Below are 20,667 nucleotides of genomic sequence, written 5' to 3' on the forward strand. Positions count from 1 at the left end.
TGGGACGTGTGTCAGCAGCTTATTTTTTGTTATAATGAAAGAATGTGTAAAGACGATTAGAGAAAAGAAAGGGTGTTTTCATGTACGATATTTCACAGTGGAAACATGTATTTAAGCTTGATCCAAATAAGGAGTTAAGCGATGAACATTTAGAGCTTATTTGTGAATCGGGAACGGACGCTGTTATTGTTGGCGGAAGTGACGGAATTACAATTGATAATGTATTACACATGCTAGTAAGCATTCGTAGATATGCGGTTCCTTGTGTATTAGAAGTTTCAACGCTGGATTCGATTACACCAGGATTCGATTTTTATTACATCCCAAGTGTATTAAACAGTCAAAAGGTAGACTGGGTAACAGGTCTTCATCATGCGGCATTGAAAGAATATGGAGATATTATGAACTGGGATGAAATTTTCATGCAAGGATATTGTGTGTTAAATCCAGAAGCGAAAGTAGCAAAGTTAGCGGAAGCAAATTGTGAACTATCAGAAGATGATGTGATTGCATATGCACGTATGGCAGATAAACTTCTCCATTTACCAATTTTCTATTTAGAATACAGCGGCACGTATGGAGATGCGGAACTTGTAAGAAAAGTGAAAGCTGAGCTGCAGAGTGCAACATTATATTATGGTGGCGGGATTGCAAATGCAGACCAAGCGAAAGAAATGGCACAATATGCAGATACAGTTGTCGTTGGAAATTTAATTTATGAAGATATAAAGAAAGCTTTAGCAACAGTACAAGCTGTAAAAGGAAAGTAGGTGGCCGAATACATGAGTATAACAGAAAAATTATTAACAGGATTAAATCCGCAGCAACAAAAGGCTGTCCAATCAACGTCTGGACCATTGTTACTTATGGCGGGAGCAGGTAGTGGTAAGACGCGTGTGTTAACGCACCGCATTGCTTATTTACTTGGCGAAAAAGGTGTTGCACCGTGGAATGTACTTGCGATTACGTTTACAAATAAAGCGGCGCGTGAAATGCGTGAGCGTATTGATAAACTTGTTGGTCCAGAAGCAGAGGATATTTGGATTTCAACATTCCACTCTATGTGTGTGCGCATTTTACGACGAGATATTGATCGCATTGGTATTAATCGTAACTTTACAATTTTAGATGCAAGTGATCAATTAACAGTTGTGAAAAAAATTATGAAAGAGCGCAATATTGATCCGAAGAAATTTGAACCGCGTTCTATTCTTGCGGGAATTAGCAATGCGAAAAATGAATTGTTATCTTCAGAAAAATATGCGAAAAAAATTACAATTGCAGATCCATACGAAAAGTTGACGAGCGATGTGTATACAGAATACCAAAAGCGTCTTCTTAAAAATAGTGCACTTGATTTTGATGATTTAATTATGACGACGATTCAATTATTTGAGCGGGTACCAGAAGTACTGGAGTTTTATCAACGTAAATTCCAATATATTCATGTTGATGAGTATCAGGATACGAACCGTGCTCAGTATATTCTTGTTAATCAATTGGCAGCGCGCTTTAAAAATCTTTGTGTAGTTGGTGACTCAGATCAGTCGATTTATCGCTGGCGCGGAGCCGATATTTCGAACATCTTGTCATTTGAAAAAGATTATAACAATGCACAAGTTATTTTATTAGAACAAAACTATCGCTCAACGCAAAGTATTTTAAATGCAGCAAATGCGGTTATTGAAAATAATACAAATCGTAAACCGAAAAAGTTATGGACGGATAATCAAGTAGGAAGTAAAATTTCGTATTACCGCGCTGCAACTGAAAAAGATGAAGCATATTTTGTTGCGAAAAAGATTCGTGATGAAATTCAAATGGGAAATCGAAAGTATACAGACTTTGCAGTATTGTATCGTACGAACGCCCAGTCCCGTATGGTCGAGGAGATTTTCTTAAAATCAAATATTCCATACAAAATTGTTGGCGGCATTAAGTTCTATGACCGTAAAGAGATTAAAGATATGTTGGCGTATTTGCGTTTAATTGCAAACCCGGATGATGAAATTAGCTTTGCGCGTATTATTAATGTGCCAAAACGTGGTGTTGGAGCAACATCTATTGATAAGATAATTAATTATGGGGTGCAAAATGGTCTTTCATTGACAGCTGTATTAGATGAAATTGAGCATGTTGGTGTAAGTGCCAAAATTGCGAAGACAGTAGCAGAATTTGCAAAGCAGCTTCATAATTGGGTAAACATGCAAGAATATTTATCTGTAACAGAACTTGTAGAAGAAGTGTTAGAAAAAACAGGTTACCGTGATGCGCTGAAGAATGAACGTACGTTAGAATCAGAGGGGCGTTTGGAAAACTTAGATGAATTTTTATCTGTTACACAAACGTTTGAATCACAAAGTGAAGATAAGAGTCTTGTTGCGTTTTTAACCGACTTAGCACTTGTTGCTGATATTGATCGTGTAGATGAAGATCCAACTGCTGGTGAAGAAGTCATTTTAATGACGATGCACTCTGCAAAAGGATTGGAATTCCCTGTCGTTTTCATTTTAGGATTAGAAGAAGGGATTTTCCCGCATACTCGTTCTTTAATGGAAGAAGATGAAATGCAAGAAGAACGCCGCTTAGCATACGTTGGGATTACACGTGCAGAAGAAGAGCTGTACGTAACGAATGCCCAAATGCGAACGATATTTGGTAGAACGAGCATGAATAAAGAATCTCGTTTCATCTCGGAAATTCCTGAGGAGCTTATTGAAACGCTTCATGAAGTAAAACCAAAGCGGGAAACTTTTGGTACAAAGTCTAAGCCTGCAACTACAACAACAGTTCGCTCTCGTTCAGCCTTTGTTCGTCCAGCTGCGAAAACAACAGGCGGTGAGCAAATTGGCTGGTCAGTTGGTGATAAAGCATCACATCAAAAGTGGGGGATTGGCACGGTAGTGAGTGTGAAAGGCGAAGGAGATGGGAAAGAATTAGACATCGCGTTCCCAAGTCCGATTGGCATTAAACGATTAATGGCTAAATTTGCGCCAGTGACGAAAGTGTAAGAAAGGAATGAGGTCATGTCGAAAGAAGCAGCACAAAAGCGTATTGAAGAGCTTCGTGACATTTTAAATAAGCTTAATTATGAGTATCACGTGCTAGATCAGCCATCTGTATCAGATGCAGAGTATGATCGTTATATGCAAGAGTTAATTAAATTAGAAACAGAACATCCGGAATTTTTTACAGAAGACTCTCCAACTGTTCGTGTTGGCGGAGAGATTCTTGATATTTTTGAGAAAGTAACACATAAATCGCCGATGTTAAGTTTAGGAAATGCTTTTAATGAAGGTGATTTACGTGATTTTGATCGCAAGGTACGGCAAGGAATTGACGATCAAAATGTAAGATATGTGTGCGAATTAAAAATTGACGGACTGGCGGTTTCCCTTCATTATGAAAAAGGACGCTTCATTCAAGGAGCAACTCGCGGTGATGGTATAACGGGTGAGGATATTACGCAAAATTTAAAAACGATTAAAGCGATTCCTCTGCGTTTAACAGAAGAAATGACGCTAGAAGCGCGCGGAGAAGCGTACATGCCGAAGCGTTCATTTGTGAAATTAAATGAAGAAAAAGAACAGAACGGAGAAGCTGTCTTTGCGAACCCGCGAAATGCAGCTGCGGGTTCATTGCGTCAATTAGATCCAAAAATTGCAGCAAAGCGCAATTTATCTTTATTCGTATATGGGCTTACGAATTTAGAAGGAAAGACGATCACATCGCATAGTGAATCGTTAAACCTTTTAGGAGAGCTTGGATTTAAAACAAACCCGAATCGCCGAGTTTGCGAAACAATTGATGAGGTCATTCATTACGTGCAAGAGTGGCAAGAAAAACGTCCGCATCTTGATTATGAAATTGATGGTATCGTTATTAAAGTAGACGATCTATCACTTCAAGAAAGCTTAGGAACAACAGCAAAAAGTCCAAGATGGGCCATTGCATATAAATTCCCAGCTGAAGAAGTTATTACAAAACTGACGGGTATTGAACTAAGCGTTGGACGTACAGGTGTTGTAACCCCAACTGCTGAGTTAGAACCAGTACGCGTGGCAGGAACGATTGTCCGCCGTGCTTCCTTACACAATGAAGATTTAATTCGTGAGAAAGATATTCGCATTGGCGACTATGTTGTTGTAAAGAAAGCTGGAGATATCATTCCTGAAGTTGTAAATGTGATTGTAGACCGCCGTACAGGTGAAGAAGAAGAGTTTTATATGCCAACGCATTGCCCGGCATGTGAGAGTGAGCTTGTTCGTTTAGAAGAAGAGGTTGCGCTTCGCTGTATTAATCCAGCATGCCCAGCACAAATTCGAGAAGGATTAATTCACTTTGTATCACGTAATGCGATGAATATTGACGGATTAGGCGAACGGGTAATTACGCAGTTATTTGATGCGGATTATATTCGTACATTTGCAGATCTTTATACATTAACGAAAGAACAGTTATTACAACTAGAACGTTTTGGAGAAAAATCTGCTTCAAATCTAGTACAAGCGATTGAAGCTTCAAAAGATAATTCATTAGAACGATTACTGTTTGGTCTTGGTATTCGTCACGTTGGGGCAAAAGCCGCTCGTACATTAGCGGAACATTATGAAACGATGGATCACATCGTGGACGCTACAGAAGAAGAGCTAACAACTATTAATGAAATTGGCGAAAAAATGGCGCAATCGATTGTTACGTATTTTGATAATGAAGATGTACAAGAGCTATTACAACAATTTAAGTCATATGGTGTGAATATGACTTATAAAGGGATAAAACGAGCAGATTTAGAAAACATTGAGTCTTATTTTGCAGGAAAAACAGTTGTGTTAACAGGAAAACTAGAAGTGATGGGCCGAAGTGAAGCGAAAAAGAAAATTGAAGCGCTGGGCGGGAAAGTCACAGGTAGTGTAAGCAAAAGTACAGACTTAGTCATTGCAGGAGAAGCTGCTGGTTCTAAGTTAGCACAAGCAGAAAAACATAACGTTGAGGTTTGGGATGAAGCGAGGTTCTTACAAGAGCTCAATAATTAAGAGGTGCAAAGTTACCATGAAAAAAGTGATATTAGCAGCGTTAAGCCTTGGATTACTTCTTAGTGGATGTGGTATGGGGCCAAAAAAAGAAGAAAAAATCGTAGAAAAAGGGAATTCGAAAGAGAAATCAATTATTTCGAAATACTCGATTTCTGATGATTATTATAAAACGGCAGTTCCGTTTGAAAAAGGATCGGCACGAGGATTAGCTGTGAAAGGATTAAATAGCCGTTTAGATGTTGATGAATTTGAAACGGGATTAATGCGTATTGCGAAAGAATCATATAGTACGAAAGATTATATATTTCAGGGCGGAAAGTATTTAGATAAAGATACGATACAAGCATTAATTGAGAGAAAACGTACACCCGAGAAGCAAAAAGATTTAGAAAAAGCGTTGAAGAAGAAATTGCCGAATGGTTTAAATCCAGAGCTACCACCAGGAGAACCGGAAACACTAGAAGCGAGAAATCAAAAGAGTCCAATGTATTTATCGCAAATTCTAGAACAAGATTACTTGAAAATAAAAGGTGAGAACCAAGCAGAATTAGGTGGAGTTGTTATCGGCCTTGCGATGAATTCTGTTCATTATTATACGGAGCAGCATGGTTATCCGCGTGAACAAAAAATTGATGATAAAACATTGCTAGAAGAAGGGAAAAAAATGGCGCAAGAAATCTTACCACTTCTGCGCCAAAAAGATGAATTGAAAAATGTTCCAATTACGTTTGCAATCTATAGACAGGAAGCGAAATCTTCACTTGTCCCAGGCTCCTTTGTATCATATACAACAGTTGATAAAGGAAGCGATAAAGTAGATGATTGGAAAGCGTTGGACGAAAAGTATTATTTATTCCCTTCTAACGAAGCAGAAAAAGATTATCGTGACGATGCAACAAATGTAAAGAACTTCAATGCGAGCATAGCGAATTATTTTACGGGTGATTATACTGCGGTTGTAGGTAGAGGATTTTATAAAGACGGTCAATTAAAAGAATTGAAGCTTGAGATTCCAGTCCAGTTTAGTGGAAAGGCAGAGGTCATTGGATTTACACAATATGTAGCTGGGGCTGTTATGGATTTCCCTAATTATATTAAAGTGCAAGTTACAATTAAATCTGTAGACCGTACAGAAGCAATTATTATTCGCGACGTGAAACAAGATAAGCCGTTTGTTCAAATGTTAGATTAAGAAAAGTCGTTCCTCTTTATGAGGAACGACTTTTTTGTACATAAATCCATTTGGATTATTAGTATATAAATTGCTGTTATTCAGACACTTTCGTATTGCACGTGGCGACCGCTTCTATGCAGGGCCAGATGCTCTCGCCCATCTAAATAAAAGAAAATGATTTTTAAGTCGTTTTTATTAACAACATTAAAAATTTTGTTATAATTTTTAATGTTGTTATATAAAAAGGGGATCGAGGGAAAGTACAGATGGAAGATTTAAGTTTGCAAGTCATTATACTACTTATAGCTTTCGGTTTTTTAGCATCATTTATTGACTCTATTGTTGGAGGAGGCGGTTTAATTTCGCTTCCGGCACTTATGTTTGTAGGGTTACCTCCAGCTTCGGCAATCGCAACAAATAAATTGGCGGCAACAATGGGTTCGTTTACGAGTACAATGTATTTTATTCGTTCTAAAAAAGTAGATTTTCGCATTGTAGGAAAACTGATTCCCTTCACAATTGTTGGAGCAGTTGCAGGGGCATTTGTTGTAAAATTCATTCCACCGGATGTGTTGCGTCCTCTTGTATTAGTTTTACTTGTATTAGTTTTACTTGTATTAATTGCTATTTATATTATTGTAAAAAAAGATTGGGGTAGTGTATCTACTTATAAAAAAATGACGAAGGGAAAAACATTTTTATTTTATCTAGTCATTTTGATTATTGGATTTTATGATGGTTTTTTTGGACCAGGTACAGGTTCATTTTTAATTTTTGCATTTTTATTAATTGGTTTGGATTTTATCCGCGCGGCTGCCGCTGGTCGAATTTTAAATTTTGTTAGCAATATTGTATCATTGATTACATTTTTATTTTTAGGAGCAATTCAATTTAAATACGGATTAATTATGGGTGTATCAATGGTTGCAGGGGCATATTTTGGTTCGAGATTTGCTGTTCAAAAAGGTGTAGGGTATGTACGGGTTTTATTTTTAGTAGTAACAATTTTATTGATTGGTAAAAATTTCTGGGAATATATTCATATTTCATAACATGATGCTTATGCATCATGTTGTTTTTTTATTTATTATATTTTAAAAATTATTTAATTTTAAAAATATAAGTCTAAGAATATTTGAATAAATCGAAATTATCGTGTAGAATAATGTTGTATTTATGTAAACGCTTTTTTCTAAGGGGAGGCTAAAATAATGGTAGTAGCATACAAACATGAGCCATTTACAGATTTTACGGTAGAGGCAAATAAAGTTGCATTTGAAGAAGGTTTAAAGAAAGTAGAATCTTATCTTGGACAAGACTATCCATTAATTATCGGGGGAGAAAAGATCACTACAGACGAGAAAATCGTTTCTGTAAATCCTGCAAATAAAGAAGAAGTCGTTGGCCGCGTTTCAAAAGCAAGTCGTGAATTCGCAGAGCAAGCAATGCAAGTAGCGGATGAAACATTCCAAACTTGGAGAAAAACGAAACCAGAAATGCGCGCAGACATTTTATTCCGTGCAGCTGCAATCGTTCGCCGCAGAAAACATGAATTTTCCGCAATTCTTGTAAAAGAAGCAGGTAAGCCATGGAATGAGGCAGATGCTGATACAGCAGAAGCAATTGATTTTATGGAGTATTATGGTCGTCAAATGTTGAAATTAAAAGATGGCATTCCGGTAGAAAGCCGTCCAATTGAATATAATCGTTTTTCTTACATTCCATTAGGAGTAGGTGTTATCATTTCTCCTTGGAATTTCCCATTTGCTATTATGGCAGGTATGACAACAGCTGCATTAGTGTCTGGTAACACTGTATTATTAAAACCAGCTAGTACAACACCTGTAGTAGCAGCGAAGTTTATGGAAGTATTAGAAGAAGCTGGATTACCAGCAGGCGTAGTAAACTTCATTCCTGGTAGCGGTTCTGAAGTTGGTGACTACTTAGTAGATCATCCTCGTACACGCTTCATCAGCTTCACTGGATCACGCGATGTTGGTATTCGTATTTACGAACGCGCAGCAAAAGTAAATCCAGGACAAATTTGGTTAAAACGCGTTATCGCTGAAATGGGCGGTAAAGATACAATCGTTGTTGATAAAGAAGCAGATCTTGAATTAGCAGCAAAATCTATCGTTGCATCTGCATTTGGATTCTCAGGACAAAAATGTTCTGCATGTTCTCGTGCAGTAATCCATGAAGATGTATACGATCACGTATTAAACCGTGCAATTGAATTAACAAACGAATTAACAGTAGGAAACCCAGAAGAAAAAGGTATCAACATGGGACCTGTTAATGACCAAGCTGCATTTGATAAAGTAATGAGCTACGTTGCGATTGGTAAAGAAGAAGGTAAACTTGTAGCAGGTGGCGAAGGTGATGATTCTCAAGGTTGGTTCATTAAACCAACAATCATTGCTGACGTTGCAGAAGATGCTCGTCTTATGAAAGAAGAAATCTTCGGACCAGTTGTAGCATTCTGCAAAGCAAAAGACTTTGATCATGCACTGGCAATTGCGAACAATACAGAATACGGTTTAACAGGAGCTGTTGTTACTAATAACCGTGAACATATCGAAAAAGCACGTGAAGACTTCCACGTTGGTAACTTATACTTCAACCGTGGATGTACTGGTGCAATCGTAGGTTACCAACCATTCGGTGGCTTTAACATGTCTGGTACAGACTCTAAAGCAGGTGGCCCTGACTACTTAGCACTTCACATGCAAGCAAAAACTACTTCTGAAACTCTATAAGAAGTATAAGGAAGACCTTCTCGTAATCGAGAAGGTCTTTTTTCAGCGTTTTTTCAAATATATCGGCGGAAATGCTTCGTTTATCGGCGCTTTTTCGAATATATCGGCGATTCGACACAGTATAAAGACCGTTCGTCAGTATTCGACATGCACGTGCAGACTCCTAGGTCAGATCTTATTCTTGTTTAGAAGCGGACACTTCTCTTGCATTGTTTTCATAAATAAATCGGGGTCTTTTGGTAACGATATAAGAGCTATATCATAATTGCTATAAGTAATTTCTACGCGCTTAAACGTCCAGGCAGGTGCGGAAAGCAAGTTGTAAGTATATCTGATGCTCGTTATTTCATGGAGCGGAATCATAATTTTGGTGAAACCAAATACAGCAATGAGATGTGTGCTTGTAATCTCGTGATAAGAATGAAATAGTGCCCATAGAAGCATAAGTATAATGAGCAACATAATGATTCCTCCTATAATGGAGCCTGTATCAGCTTCCTTTGCAAAAAAGAGAATAAAAGGTATGGGGCATAATGCAATAATTAATAGAGAAAGCAGTGGATTTCGTTGAATTGGAATTTTCATGAGTGGCACCTCCTTTATTATCAGTTTACCTTATTTTGGATTATTACGCTTAATTTAAATAAAAACGCACAAAATGACTAGAAAATTTTACCCGTTCGTCATATTTCTTTGTATAAATTTTATAAATTTCCTGTATAATACAATTTGAAGGAAAATCTATGATTAGACAAGAAGACACCGCTTTCAGTTTGCTCGCTGAAAGCGGTGTTTTTTTACATATACTTTAAGAAAAATAGAAACAATTTCTTTTGTTAAGTCTGGAGGGATTGCTCGCGTTGTAAAAATTCCGCCCCGCTGATTACCTCAGCATATACGTCATTTAAGGAAGCTAGAATTGTATTGTGAATGTATACAGCGGGAATCGAAACATTTTTAAAGATTAAATCTTTCGTTGCACACGCATCATGCACGACTGTGCATGTAAAGCCAAAATCAAAGGCAGCTCGTACGGTAGCATCAATGCACATATGAGTCATCATCCCGCATACGACGACTTGTTCAATTTGTAGATTTTGCAATTCTTGTAATAGTGGCGTCTCTCGAAAGCTATTCGGAAAATGCTTTAGTATGACCGTTTCCTGTTGAAAAGGACGAACACTTTCATGAATATGTACGCCTTCTGTATTCGGCAGGAAAAACGTTGCATTTTCTTGCATGGAAACATGTTGAATATGAAAAATAGGCTGGTTTGTTTCACGGAAATGTTGAAGTATGCGCTTTGCATATTCACTTGCTTCATCGGCGTTTCGCAGTTCCATCTTTCCATTTGGAAAATAATCATTTTGGATATCAACGAGTAAAAGAGCAGTTTTCATTTCAGTTACAGCCCCCCAATTTTCAATTTTGTATTCGTTTAATTATTCCATTACTTTAGAGAGTTTTCCTTTTAAAAAATGTGAGATAAAGAAATTTACATAAAATTAAAACTGAAAAGTTAAAGTTTTTTGTTGACTCTTACTTTTTAGAGTTTTATAATAAAAAACAATTAAATGACAACTAAATCAATATGAATTCTTATCCAGAGAGGTGGAGGGACTGGCCCTATGATACCTCAGCAACGGATTCCTTTGAATACCGTGCTAATTCCAGCAAGCTTTTTGAAAGCTTGGAAGATAAGAGGATGTGAGCGTGTATATTCAAATGCTCTTCTTCTTATGAAATTGGATAAGAAGAAGGGCATTTTTTATTTGCTTCAAGTTGTTCCAACGAATAGGAGGGAGTAGGATGATTTCATTCGACAGAGTGAGTAAAGTGTATGAATCGGGCGGTCAATCAGTACATGCGGTAGAAGATGTATCTTTAACGATTGAGCAAGGTGAAATTTTCGGCATTATCGGTTTTAGTGGTGCTGGAAAGAGTACATTATTACGCTTAGTTAATATGTTAGAGCGACCAACGTCAGGTGTTGTATCTATTAATGAAAAGGATATTACATCGTTGTCGACAAGGGAGTTGCGACAGTTGCGTCAAAGGATTGGAATGATCTTTCAAAGCTTTAATTTGTTCAATTCACGAACGGTGTATGGAAATATTGCGTATCCGCTCAAGTTGGCGAGATTACCAAAGGATGAAATTAAAAGGCGTGTCACGGAATTATTGCAATTTGTCGGATTAGAGGATAAGGCAAATTATTACCCGGAGCAATTATCTGGTGGACAGAAACAGCGCGTTGGTATCGCAAGAGCATTGGCTACATACCCAGATGTATTAATTTGTGATGAAGCTACATCTGCACTAGATCCAGAAACAACGTCAGAAATTTTAAATCTATTAAAAAAGGTAAATAAAGAATATAAAGTTACGATTCTTCTTATTACCCATGAGATGCACGTTGTAAAAGAGATTTGCGACAGGGTTGCTGTTATGGAAAAGGGAAAGGTGATTGAAGAAGGTACGATTTTTGATGTATTTACAAGCCCGAAAACAAAAACGACACAAAACTTTGTAAGGTCTGTTATTAATGATCACTTACCAGAGAGCGTGATTGCTAAAATTCAAAATGGAGGCTTCATTTATCGTATAACATTTACCGGTGAAGCAACAGGACAGCCGCTATTATCTTATATTGCCAAACATTATAACGTTGATGTAAATGTACTCTATGGAAATATTATTGAATTACAAGGTATTTTATTTGGTAATCTTCTCGTTGAACTACAAGGAGAGACGAAAGAAATTCAGAAGGCGCTTCAACATCTACGCTTGCAAGTTCAGTTGAAGGAGGTTGAAAGTCATGCAAGTTGATTGGAGTACATTTTGGCCGCGGATTGTAGATGCGACAGGGGATACGGTATTAATGGTTATTGCCACCCTTATATTCGCTACAATTCTCGGTATACCTCTAGGTTTGCTTTTATATGTTACGAGAAAAGGGAATTTTTTAGAAAATAAACTGGTCTTTTCTATTCTTAATCTTGTTATTAATACGATTCGTCCTATTCCGTTCATTATCTTTTTAGTAGCTCTTAGCCCTGTGACGCGTGCTGTTATTGGAACAACGATTGGAACAGCTGCTGCAATTTTTCCAATGACGCTCGTTGCTTCTATTGGGATTGCAAGGATGGTAGAAACAAATCTTGTTTCTGTTCCAAAAGGAGTTATTGAGGCAGCTCAAGCGATGGGGGCTTCCCCGTTAAGAATCGTTTTTGAGATTCTTGTCCCAGAAGCGTTAGCACCATTAATTTTAGGAGTTACGTTTATGACAGTTGCTTTAATCGAATTTTCAGCAGTTGCCGGTCTTGTTGGTGGCGGTGGCCTCGGCGATTTATCAATGACATACGGTTATCAACGTTTTGATACATCCGTGATGTTTGTAACAGTTGTATTATTAATTCTTCTTGTGCAAGTTGCACAAAACTTAGGAAACTATTTTGCGAAGAGATTTTTACGTAGATCATAAAACAGAAAAAGAAAAGAGGGAAATGAAATGAAAAAATTATTAGCATTTGCATTGTCGGCGGTTGTGAGTGTATCGGTATTAAGTGGCTGCGGTAAGGATTCAACAGAAGCTGGAGCGAAGGAAAAAGTCGTTCGCATTGGTGTAACAGGAACGGATGGGGAATCATGGAATATTCTCAAAAAGAAAGCTGAAAAAGAAGGGATTCAAGTTAAGTTAGTTGAGTTCTCTGACTATACAACACCTAATAAGGCACTAGCAGATGGAGATATTGAACTAAATGCCTTTCAGCATATCGCGTTTTTAGAGCAGTTTAAAAAAGAGCATAAATTAGATATTACAGCAATTGGTACAACGCAAATTGCGCCGATGGGATTATTCTCAGAAAAGTATAAGAAACCAAGCGAAATTCCAAATGGTGCAGAAATTGCAATCCCGAATGATCCAACAAACCAAGCTCGTGCGTTAAAACTTCTTGATGCAGCTGGACTATTGAAATTGAAAAAAGACTTCGGTTTATTCGGTGATCCAAGTGGCATTGCTGAAAATCCGAAAAAATTAAAAATTACACCAGTTGTCGCACAGCAAACACCGCGTGTATTAAAAGACGTGGCAGCATCTGTTATTAACAATGGTGTAGCGGGCCAAGCAAATCTGAATCCAGTGAAAGATGCTATTTTCTTAGAAGATCCAAAGAATGATAGCGCAAAACCATACTTAAACATTATCGCAGCTCGTACGAAAGAGAAAAATAACGCAACATATAAAAAGATTGTTGAATTGTATCACTCTAAAGAAGTAGAAGAAGCGCTTCAGAAAGAAACAAAGGGCGGATCTATTTCTGTGAATCTTCCATTGAAAGAGATTGAGAAGATTACGAAATAATATTGGGTTTAATTAATTATCAGATGAACCCCCTTTGCTGATAATTAGTTTGGCATATAGTACCTAACAGACAATACCCTAATTTGTACTCTTTAATTCTGTGAAATATATGTTAGGTATAATAAGTAGAAGAGACTAGGATTTTTCCTAGTCTCTTCTACGTGCCTGTTAGCGTAATATATAGTCTCGATAAATTGATTTTTTTAGTTTTTAATTAAACTGTTTAGAAATAGATCTTCCTATTTTAAATAGAGAGGGAATTAAACTTAATAACACTCCTGCTACTATAAGTGTTGATAAAAATAACTCTCTAAAAGTTAACTCGTTGTTTTTAAAAAATTGATAAATAATCAAACTATTAATAGGAATATTTAATAACAAACCGGTTAAAAGGCCTGGTGCATATCTTTTTAACACGATGTTTGCAAGTAAATGAGGAAAAATAGCATTAATAATCATTGAACCCATGAAGCCAATAAGAATATATTTAGCCAGACTTGAATTTGGGAAGAATAGATAATAAAAAGTTGAGAGGTAAGCCAAAGAAGTAATAACAATAACTGCAAAATAAAATTCGTCTTTCCCTACAGGTTTGTGGAAGTTTGGGGCGTAATTTGACCACGCTGGTAACCATACTGCTTCTTCTAAATTATGCAACGTAATAGCAAATAAAAATAAAATAACCAATTCTTCCAATAGAAAAACCCCCTCTGTTTAATCTGTTTCTATTAAATAATTATTGTGTATTGCGAAGTGAATGCATTCTTAATTTTTCATGTAATTAAAACTAAGAAGTTCAAGTAGAAGAGACCAGAGTTTTTCCTGATCTCTTTTTATACATTTATTCGATTATCACACGTTTTAAAGAGGTTTCGGCAGGTTGTTTCTGCTCTTGTATATAAGAAGTGAGTTCTTCCTGAAATATGTTTAATAATCCTTTTGCTCGCTGCTGAAGCGGGGCAGGTAATTCGTTTATCATATACGCTCCGACTTCAATTTTCGTTCGAATCATTTTGCGTAGTAAGTCTTCACGCATGAACGACACCTCCAAATCGAATGTTGAGGACATCACCTTCAAATTTTGCTCCTTGAATGGATAAATGCGTTAATGTTTTTGGCAATGTAATGTTTCGTTTGACGGAACCGGCGCGAATAATAAGTTCATCACCTTTTTGATTTAATGAGAGTTCACTTTTATCGGAGAACGGGATGGAAAGGATAAAGATATATTCATCTCCGTTCTTTGTGACATACTGCGTACGACCGTTGAATTTTACCGCAGTTGGATCTGGATCATTTTTAAATAAAGCATCGCCGACACGCTCTAGCATAGATAAGCCAACGACTTCTTGTTCAAACATTGGTGCCTCGTAAATAGGAAGCGGTTGAAAACTATCTTGAATTAATGCTTTATATTTCTTTTGAGCGTCTTTCCATGCTTGAAAATACGAATCTGTTACAGTATCGGGAATGATGCGATTAATCATGATGGCATCAACGTTGTAGTCATATAAATTTAAATATGTGAAGCTGTGCTGTGCTTCTTTAATCACCATTTTTTCTGGATTTACAACAACGCGAATGCTCGTTACTTCTCGGTTCGATAAAATATCTCTCATTTCACCGAGTTGTTCGAGAGTATTTGTTAATTCTTCCATCGTATCGTCGGTAGGAAGGGGGAACCCGATAAGCGGCTGTGCAACAGGACGGACAACTTTTAATATTTTACGTTTAATTGGGAATAGTTTTTCCATCCACCAGCCGAGCATATCAGGAAAGCTTAACATTGCTAGTGTTTCACCGGTTGGAGCGCAGTCAATAATGATGACGTCATATGTTTTTTGTTTATAGTAATCTAATACACGCAGTAAACTAATTAAATCTTCCATACCTGGGAACATCGTAAGTTCCTCTGTCGTAATATCGTCAGCCGCTTTTGACGTAAATAACAATGTGATATATTTTTGTAGCTTGCCCCAGCCTTTTTCCATTTCATAGATTGTATTAATTTCTTGTGCCCATAGGTTTTCACAAATTTCTTGCGGTTCTGATGAAAGTTTCATACCAAATGAATCTCCTAAGCTATGGGCAGGGTCTGTGCTCATGACTAACGTTTTTAATCCTTGCTTTGCACTTTGCATCGCTGTTGCTGCTGAAATACTTGTTTTTCCCACGCCGCCTTTACCTGTGTACAAAATAATTCTCATCATTCATATCCCCTTTATTTCGGTAGTCGAATATTACGAGAGTCGAAATATATCTTTGAATAAAAACCCGCAGAGGGGTCTATTCAATCGGAATGTTTTTGATCTTAGGTGAAGTAAGCTTTTCTTCTGTTTTTGGTTGTGATGTAGCAATATGATTCATAATTTTTTGGAAGATCTGTAGTAAAAATGCTTTTTCTTCTTCTGATAGCGCTTCTGTTACAAGGCTAAAGTAATAAGCAGCATTTTGTTTTACTTCCTCTACAAGCTCTAGACCAGTTTCTGTTAAACGAATCAATACAATGCGACGATCACTGTCATTTCGGTAGCGCTCGATATATCCCTTTTTTACAAGACGATTGACTACACCTGTTGTTGTACTCATTGGAATATCGAGAAGTTCCGCAATTTTACTCATCGTGATGTCTGTATTTCGCTCCATCCAAAGCAAGCAAAATACTTCCGTTTTTGAAAGTGATAAATCAAGGCTTACCCATTCTTCTGGATAGAAAAGCTTCTTGGCGTTATCAAGCAGTAAGTCTAAAAAATGTTCGTATTGCAGCAATTATTTCCACTCCCGTATATTTCGAGGTTCGTAATATTTATTTTTATTCTATGTTTCATCCAAATAAATGTCAAATGATTTTTAAAATTTTTCAGACTAAATAAATCCAAGTTAAAAAAACGACATAAAACCATCTTTTTTAGGTAGACGAGAGCATCTGGCCATGCATAGAAGCGGTCAGGGCCTTTTCCTGCCACATGCGAAGTTTAAACAAAGGGAGAAAGCGAGTGGCAGCTCTGTTTTTCTGCATAGCAGCAATCTATATGTCGGAAAATCAAAATGGATTCATATAAATCCATTTCGTTCTTTATAAAGAATTATATATATGCTAGAGTAATACAAAAGATAGATTATTTCACATATTTTTGCATAATATGGATAATAATCCCTTCATCTAATGATGAATTGAGCCATAATAAGGAGGATACTAATGAGAAGAAGAAACACCCAAGCATTCACATTTTTAGCATGGACATCTTTCGTTTGTGCGCTTTCTGGCATGTTAATTGGTATTTATACGTTAGAGGAACCGCTCAGTGTAAAAGGCTATTATTTAATTGGTACATTATTTTTAACAATGTCTAGTTTTGTACTGCAAAAAACAATTCGTGATAATGAAGAGGATAATGCAAACAACATTCATACTGAACCAGTTTCTAAAAAAGAAACAATCGAGAAGTAAGAATGGACTCTTTTAAAACCTCTTTCTTTTTAGGGGGGGACAAGAGCATCTGGCCGTGCATAGAAGCGGTTAGGGCCTTTTCTTGCCACGTGCCAAGTTTAAAACAAAGGGAGCGGGCAAGTAGCGACTTATATGTCGGAAAATCAAAATGGATTTATATAGCGAATTGATAAGGGAGGCGAAAGCCTTTCTTTTTTTATGTAAAAATGCTGTAAGTCTCGTGTGTTGACTTGCTTGAACTACTGAAAATTTGGTATCATCAATAGTATTGTAGATTGTACGATATATTATGGAGGTGGCCTAGCCGTGTCAAGAATTTCCGTTGAGAATGTAAAGCACGTTGCCCATTTAGCACGTCTTGCGATTACAGATCAAGAAGCAGAAAAATTTCAAAAACAACTCGATGCAATTGTTACATTTGCAGAGCAGTTAAATGAATTAGATACAACAAATGTAAAACCAACAACTCACGTACTAGATATGAAAAATATTATGCGTGAAGACGTACCTGAAAAAGGTTTACCAGTTGAAGAAGTATTAAAAAATGCACCGGATCACAAAGAGAATCAAATCCGTGTTCCAGCAGTATTAGAATAGAGGAGGGGAATTTCGATGTCATTATTTGATCATTCTGTATCAGAGTTACATAAAAAATTACATAGCAAAGAAATTTCCGTTACGGATTTAGTAGAAGAATCTTACAAACGTATTGCGGATGTTGAAGGTAACGTACAAGCTTTTCTTACATTAGATGAAGAAAATGCACGTGCAAAAGCGAAAGAATTAGATGCGAAGTTAGGCGCTGAAGATAATGGTTTACTATTCGGTATGCCAATTGGTGTGAAAGATAACATCGTAACAAAAGGTCTTCGTACAACATGTGCGAGCAAAATTTTAGCAAATTTTGACCCGATTTATGATGCAACAGTTGTGCAAAAGCTAAACGCTGCTGACACAATTACAATCGGTAAATTAAACATGGACGAGTTCGCGATGGGTTCTTCTAATGAAAACTCTGGTTTTTATGCAACAAAGAATCCATGGAATTTAGATTATGTTCCAGGTGGATCTAGCGGTGGTTCTGCAGCTGCAGTGGCGGCAGGAGAAGTATTATTCTCTTTAGGTTCTGATACAGGTGGTTCGATCCGTCAACCAGCTGCATATTGCGGCGTTGTTGGTTTAAAACCAACATACGGACGTGTATCTCGCTTCGGTTTAGTTGCGTTTGCATCTTCTCTTGACCAAATCGGACCGATTACGCGTACAGTGGAAGACAATGCATACTTACTGCAAGCTATTTCTGGTGTGGACCGTATGGATACAACTTCTGCAAACATTGAAGTTGGCAATTATTTAGCTGGTTTAACAGGCGACGTAAAAGGTTTACGCATCGGTGTACCAAAAGAATACTTAGGTGAAGGTGTTGGCGAAGAAGCTCGTGAGTCTGTACTAGCAGCTTTAAAAGTGTTAGAAGGCATGGGCGCAACTTGGGAAGAAGTTTCGCTTCCACACTCTAAATATGCATTAGCAACGTATTACTTAATCTCTTCTTCTGAAGCGTCTGCAAACCTTTCACGCTTTGATGGCGTACGTTACGGCGTTCGTTCTGATAATGTGAATAATTTAATAGACCTTTATAAGAATACGCGTAGCGAAGGCTTCGGTGATGAAGTAAAACGTCGTATTATGCTTGGTACATTTGCACTTAGCTCTGGTTACTATGATGCATATTACAAAAAAGCACAACAAGTACGTACATTAATTAAAAATGACTTTGAAAATGTATTTGCAAACTATGATGTTATTATTGGACCAACAACGCCAACTCCAGCGTTTAAAGTGGGCGAAAAAATTGATGATCCAATGACAATGTATGCAAATGACATTTTAACAATTCCAGTAAACTTAGCAGGTGTTCCGGCAATTTCTGTTCCATGTGGCTTCGGTTCTAACAACATGCCACTTGGTTTACAAATTATCGGTAAACACTTCGATGAAGCAACAATTTATCGCGTTGCACATGCGTTTGAGCAAGCAACAGATTATCATACAAAAAAAGCAAGTCTGTAAGGAGGCGAGCATAGATGAATTTAGAAACAATTATCGGTTTAGAGGTTCACGTTGAGTTAAAAACAAATTCGAAAATTTTCTCTGCGAGTCCAACAGAATTCGGAGCGGATCCAAATACACAAACAAGTGTAATTGACTTAGGATATCCTGGGGTGCTTCCAACTCTAAATAAAGAAGCAGTTAACTTTGCAATGAAAGCTGCAATGGCATTAAACTGTGAAATCGCAACAGAAACAAAATTCGACCGTAAAAACTATTTCTATCCAGATAACCCGAAAGCGTACCAAATTTCTCAATATGATAAACCAATTGGGGAAAATGGTTGGATTGAAATCGAAGTAGACGGCAAAAAGAAACGTATCGGTATTACACGTCTTCATTTAGAAGAAGATGCAGGTAAATCAACGCATACAAGCGAAGGCTACTCATTAGTTGATTACAACCGTCAAGGTATGCCGTTAATCGAGATCGTATCTGAGCCAGATATGCGTACACCAGAAGAAGCGTATGCATACTTAGAAAAATTAAAATCAATCATTCAATATACAGGCGTATCTGATTGTAAGATGGAAGAGGGTTCCCTTCGTTGTGATGCGAACATTTCCCTTCGTCCAGTTGGACAAGAAAAGTTCGGTACAAAAGCAGAACTGAAAAACTTAAACTCTTTCACTTACGTTCAAAAAGGTCTTGAGTTTGAACAAGTGCGTCAAGAAAAAGAGCTATTATCAGGTGGTATCATTCAACAAGAAACACGCCGTTATGATGAAGCGACGAAGAAAACAATCTTAATGCGTGTAAAAGAAGGATCTGACGATTACCGTTACTTCCCAGAGCCAGATTTAGTTGAACTTTACATCGACGATGAGTGGAAAGAGCGCGTTCGTGCTTCTATCCCTGAGCTTCCAGATGCTCGTAAAGTACGTTATGTTGAAGAGCTTGGCTTACCAGCTTATGATGCACACGTATTAACGTTAACGAAAGAGATGTCTGATTTCTTCGAAGCAACAGTTGCAGACGGTGCAGACGCGAAATTAACATCAAACTGGTTAATGGGTGAAGTATTAGCATACTTAAACAAACAACAAAAAGAATTACAAGATGTAGCACTAACACCAGCTGGTCTATCTAAAATGATTCAATTAATTGAAAAAGGTACAATTTCGTCTAAAATTGCGAAAAAAGTATTTAACGAATTAATTGAAAAAGGTGGAGACCCAGAAGAAATCGTAAAAGCAAAAGGTCTTGTTCAAATTTCTGACGAAGGAGCGCTTCGTAAAGTCGTAACAGAAATTCTTGATAATAACGAACAATCTATTGAAGATTTCAAAAACGGTAAAGACCGTGCAATTGGCTTCTTAGTTGGTCAAATTATGAAGGCAACAAAAGGACAAGCAAACCCGCCGCTTGTTAATAAAATCTTACTTGAAGAGATTAACAAGCGATAATAACGAAAAGCGGAGGCGGCTCGATTAGAACGGGAAGGCATTGGAGCTTTCGACAGAGAAGCGCTTTTTGCTTCGTCGGAGGAGGCGAAATGACTGACTGTTCTAGCCACCGGAGCTAGACAGTAACAACAACGATTAGCCAGAAAAACACCCATATATGGGTGTTTTTCTGAGTTAATCAAACGTTTGTTTAAATGGCATTTCGTTTAAACAAACGTTTGATTAACTGACAAACATAAGGAAAATACTGTCATGTTAAGTATGGTAAGATAGTTGCAAAAAACTTGTAATAATGATAAATCTAAGTTTAGAGAGAATTTTTTCATCACATGAAATAAATAGTGCCTTAATGTGAAAAATGAAGTT

19 protein-coding genes and 1 riboswitch are annotated in these 20,667 nt (G+C 37.2%); of the genes, 13 read left to right on the forward strand and 6 right to left on the reverse strand.

Going from position 1 to position 20,667, the window contains the following annotated elements; translation table 11 throughout:
• The first annotated feature begins 80 nt into the window (after positions 1-80).
• From pcrB to pruA, 6 genes are all read left to right on the forward strand, one after another.
• Positions 81-770, forward strand: coding sequence for a heptaprenylglyceryl phosphate synthase (gene pcrB / locus Q9306_RS15765; protein WP_306200161.1), 690 nt, complete (start codon positions 81-83; stop codon positions 768-770).
• On the forward strand, positions 771-3,011 hold the full coding sequence (pcrA, locus tag Q9306_RS15770; protein ID WP_306200164.1) for a DNA helicase PcrA: 2,241 nt from the start codon (positions 771-773) through the stop codon (positions 3,009-3,011).
• A gap of 15 nt (positions 3,012-3,026) precedes the next feature.
• Positions 3,027-5,036 carry an NAD-dependent DNA ligase LigA gene (gene ligA / locus Q9306_RS15775; RefSeq protein WP_306200167.1) on the forward strand — a complete coding sequence of 670 codons (2,010 nt, stop codon included), beginning with the start codon at positions 3,027-3,029 and terminating at the stop codon, positions 5,034-5,036.
• Positions 5,037-5,052: 16 nt separating this feature from the next.
• Positions 5,053-6,228 (forward strand): CamS family sex pheromone protein, encoded by a 1,176-nt coding sequence (locus tag Q9306_RS15780; RefSeq protein ID WP_306200171.1) that lies wholly within the window; start codon positions 5,053-5,055, stop codon positions 6,226-6,228.
• 248 nt (positions 6,229-6,476) lie between these two features.
• Complete coding sequence (locus Q9306_RS15785) at positions 6,477-7,262, forward strand: TSUP family transporter (RefSeq protein WP_306200174.1); 786 nt, start codon at positions 6,477-6,479, stop codon at positions 7,260-7,262.
• A gap of 159 nt (positions 7,263-7,421) precedes the next feature.
• Positions 7,422-8,969: an L-glutamate gamma-semialdehyde dehydrogenase gene (pruA, locus tag Q9306_RS15790; protein ID WP_306200177.1), complete on the forward strand. Its 1,548-nt coding sequence runs from the start codon at positions 7,422-7,424 to the stop codon at positions 8,967-8,969.
• A 168-nt stretch (positions 8,970-9,137) separates the two neighbouring features.
• On the opposite strand, the gene Q9306_RS15795 is transcribed toward pruA, so the two are convergent.
• Complete coding sequence (locus Q9306_RS15795; RefSeq protein ID WP_306200183.1) at positions 9,138-9,554, reverse strand: PH domain-containing protein; 417 nt, start codon at positions 9,552-9,554, stop codon at positions 9,138-9,140.
• A gap of 251 nt (positions 9,555-9,805) precedes the next feature.
• Positions 9,806-10,369 carry a cysteine hydrolase family protein gene (locus Q9306_RS15800; RefSeq protein WP_306200185.1) on the reverse strand — a complete coding sequence of 188 codons (564 nt, stop codon included), beginning with the start codon at positions 10,367-10,369 and terminating at the stop codon, positions 9,806-9,808.
• A gap of 196 nt (positions 10,370-10,565) precedes the next feature.
• Positions 10,566-10,673, forward strand: a riboswitch (SAM riboswitch).
• Positions 10,674-10,778: 105 nt separating this feature from the next.
• On the opposite strand from Q9306_RS15800, the gene Q9306_RS15805 reads away from it, so the two are divergent.
• From Q9306_RS15805 to Q9306_RS15815, 3 genes are read left to right on the forward strand one after another with little or no spacing between them, the layout of a single operon-like run.
• Positions 10,779-11,798: a methionine ABC transporter ATP-binding protein gene (locus Q9306_RS15805; protein ID WP_306200187.1), complete on the forward strand. Its 1,020-nt coding sequence runs from the start codon at positions 10,779-10,781 to the stop codon at positions 11,796-11,798.
• Positions 11,788-12,453 (forward strand): methionine ABC transporter permease, encoded by a 666-nt coding sequence (locus Q9306_RS15810; RefSeq protein WP_306200190.1) that lies wholly within the window; start codon positions 11,788-11,790, stop codon positions 12,451-12,453. The genes Q9306_RS15805 and Q9306_RS15810 overlap by 11 nt, the downstream gene beginning before the upstream one ends.
• 27 nt (positions 12,454-12,480) lie before the next feature.
• On the forward strand, positions 12,481-13,335 hold the full coding sequence (locus Q9306_RS15815; RefSeq protein ID WP_306200193.1) for a MetQ/NlpA family ABC transporter substrate-binding protein: 855 nt from the start codon (positions 12,481-12,483) through the stop codon (positions 13,333-13,335).
• Positions 13,336-13,545: 210 nt separating this feature from the next.
• Here the strand turns inward: Q9306_RS15815 and Q9306_RS15820 are convergent, their stop codons facing one another.
• The 4 genes from Q9306_RS15820 to Q9306_RS15835 all read right to left on the reverse strand — a co-directional run bounded on the left by Q9306_RS15820 (position 13,546) and on the right by Q9306_RS15835 (position 16,104).
• Positions 13,546-14,031: an HXXEE domain-containing protein gene (locus tag Q9306_RS15820; protein WP_306200196.1), complete on the reverse strand. Its 486-nt coding sequence runs from the start codon at positions 14,029-14,031 to the stop codon at positions 13,546-13,548.
• 145 nt (positions 14,032-14,176) lie between these two features.
• The gene (locus tag Q9306_RS15825; RefSeq protein WP_306200199.1) at positions 14,177-14,371 is read right to left on the reverse strand and encodes a DUF3926 domain-containing protein; all 195 of its coding nucleotides are present in this window, start codon (positions 14,369-14,371) and stop codon (positions 14,177-14,179) included.
• Positions 14,364-15,545: an ArsA family ATPase gene (locus Q9306_RS15830; RefSeq protein ID WP_306200202.1), complete on the reverse strand. Its 1,182-nt coding sequence runs from the start codon at positions 15,543-15,545 to the stop codon at positions 14,364-14,366. Before Q9306_RS15830 ends, Q9306_RS15825 begins: the two co-directional genes overlap by 8 nt.
• A 76-nt stretch (positions 15,546-15,621) precedes the next feature.
• A complete protein-coding gene (locus Q9306_RS15835; RefSeq protein WP_306200205.1) occupies positions 15,622-16,104 on the reverse strand; it encodes a MarR family winged helix-turn-helix transcriptional regulator in 483 nt (160 codons plus the stop codon).
• A gap of 430 nt (positions 16,105-16,534) precedes the next feature.
• Between Q9306_RS15835 and Q9306_RS15840 the strand changes: the two genes are divergently transcribed.
• The 4 genes from Q9306_RS15840 to gatB all read left to right on the forward strand — a co-directional run bounded on the left by Q9306_RS15840 (position 16,535) and on the right by gatB (position 20,301).
• On the forward strand, positions 16,535-16,786 hold the full coding sequence (locus Q9306_RS15840; RefSeq protein WP_020062439.1) for a YiaA/YiaB family inner membrane protein: 252 nt from the start codon (positions 16,535-16,537) through the stop codon (positions 16,784-16,786).
• A 306-nt stretch (positions 16,787-17,092) separates the two neighbouring features.
• Positions 17,093-17,383, forward strand: a complete 291-nt coding sequence (gatC, locus tag Q9306_RS15845) for an Asp-tRNA(Asn)/Glu-tRNA(Gln) amidotransferase subunit GatC (protein WP_020062440.1) — start codon at positions 17,093-17,095, stop codon at positions 17,381-17,383.
• A 15-nt stretch (positions 17,384-17,398) separates the two neighbouring features.
• Complete coding sequence (gatA, locus tag Q9306_RS15850) at positions 17,399-18,856, forward strand: Asp-tRNA(Asn)/Glu-tRNA(Gln) amidotransferase subunit GatA (protein WP_306200211.1); 1,458 nt, start codon at positions 17,399-17,401, stop codon at positions 18,854-18,856.
• Positions 18,857-18,870: 14 nt separating this feature from the next.
• Positions 18,871-20,301: an Asp-tRNA(Asn)/Glu-tRNA(Gln) amidotransferase subunit GatB gene (gene gatB, locus Q9306_RS15855; RefSeq protein ID WP_306200214.1), complete on the forward strand. Its 1,431-nt coding sequence runs from the start codon at positions 18,871-18,873 to the stop codon at positions 20,299-20,301.
• Positions 20,302-20,667 lie beyond the last annotated feature (366 nt).

This window comes from Bacillus multifaciens (assembly GCF_030756675.1).
Lineage (GTDB): Bacteria > Bacillota > Bacilli > Bacillales > Bacillaceae_G > Bacillus_A > Bacillus_A multifaciens.

What these genes read in the sequence shown, in the direction of transcription:
- Q9306_RS15800 (WP_306200185.1), bottom strand. Translation starts at nt 10,369, where the DNA reads ATGAAAACTGCTCTTTTACTCGTTGATATCCAAAATGATTATTTTCCA.
- Q9306_RS15815 (WP_306200193.1), top strand. Translation starts at nt 12,481, where the DNA reads ATGAAAAAATTATTAGCATTTGCATTGTCGGCGGTTGTGAGTGTATCG.
- pruA (WP_306200177.1), top strand. Translation starts at nt 7,422, where the DNA reads ATGGTAGTAGCATACAAACATGAGCCATTTACAGATTTTACGGTAGAG.
- Q9306_RS15810 (WP_306200190.1), top strand. Translation starts at nt 11,788, where the DNA reads ATGCAAGTTGATTGGAGTACATTTTGGCCGCGGATTGTAGATGCGACA.
- gatB (WP_306200214.1), top strand. Translation starts at nt 18,871, where the DNA reads ATGAATTTAGAAACAATTATCGGTTTAGAGGTTCACGTTGAGTTAAAA.
- Q9306_RS15840 (WP_020062439.1), top strand. Translation starts at nt 16,535, where the DNA reads ATGAGAAGAAGAAACACCCAAGCATTCACATTTTTAGCATGGACATCT.
- pcrB (WP_306200161.1), top strand. Translation starts at nt 81, where the DNA reads ATGTACGATATTTCACAGTGGAAACATGTATTTAAGCTTGATCCAAAT.
- ligA (WP_306200167.1), top strand. Translation starts at nt 3,027, where the DNA reads ATGTCGAAAGAAGCAGCACAAAAGCGTATTGAAGAGCTTCGTGACATT.
- Q9306_RS15805 (WP_306200187.1), top strand. Translation starts at nt 10,779, where the DNA reads ATGATTTCATTCGACAGAGTGAGTAAAGTGTATGAATCGGGCGGTCAA.
- Q9306_RS15825 (WP_306200199.1), bottom strand. Translation starts at nt 14,371, where the DNA reads ATGCGTGAAGACTTACTACGCAAAATGATTCGAACGAAAATTGAAGTC.
- Q9306_RS15785 (WP_306200174.1), top strand. Translation starts at nt 6,477, where the DNA reads ATGGAAGATTTAAGTTTGCAAGTCATTATACTACTTATAGCTTTCGGT.
- Q9306_RS15830 (WP_306200202.1), bottom strand. Translation starts at nt 15,545, where the DNA reads ATGATGAGAATTATTTTGTACACAGGTAAAGGCGGCGTGGGAAAAACA.
- Q9306_RS15795 (WP_306200183.1), bottom strand. Translation starts at nt 9,554, where the DNA reads ATGAAAATTCCAATTCAACGAAATCCACTGCTTTCTCTATTAATTATT.
- Q9306_RS15780 (WP_306200171.1), top strand. Translation starts at nt 5,053, where the DNA reads ATGAAAAAAGTGATATTAGCAGCGTTAAGCCTTGGATTACTTCTTAGT.
- gatA (WP_306200211.1), top strand. Translation starts at nt 17,399, where the DNA reads ATGTCATTATTTGATCATTCTGTATCAGAGTTACATAAAAAATTACAT.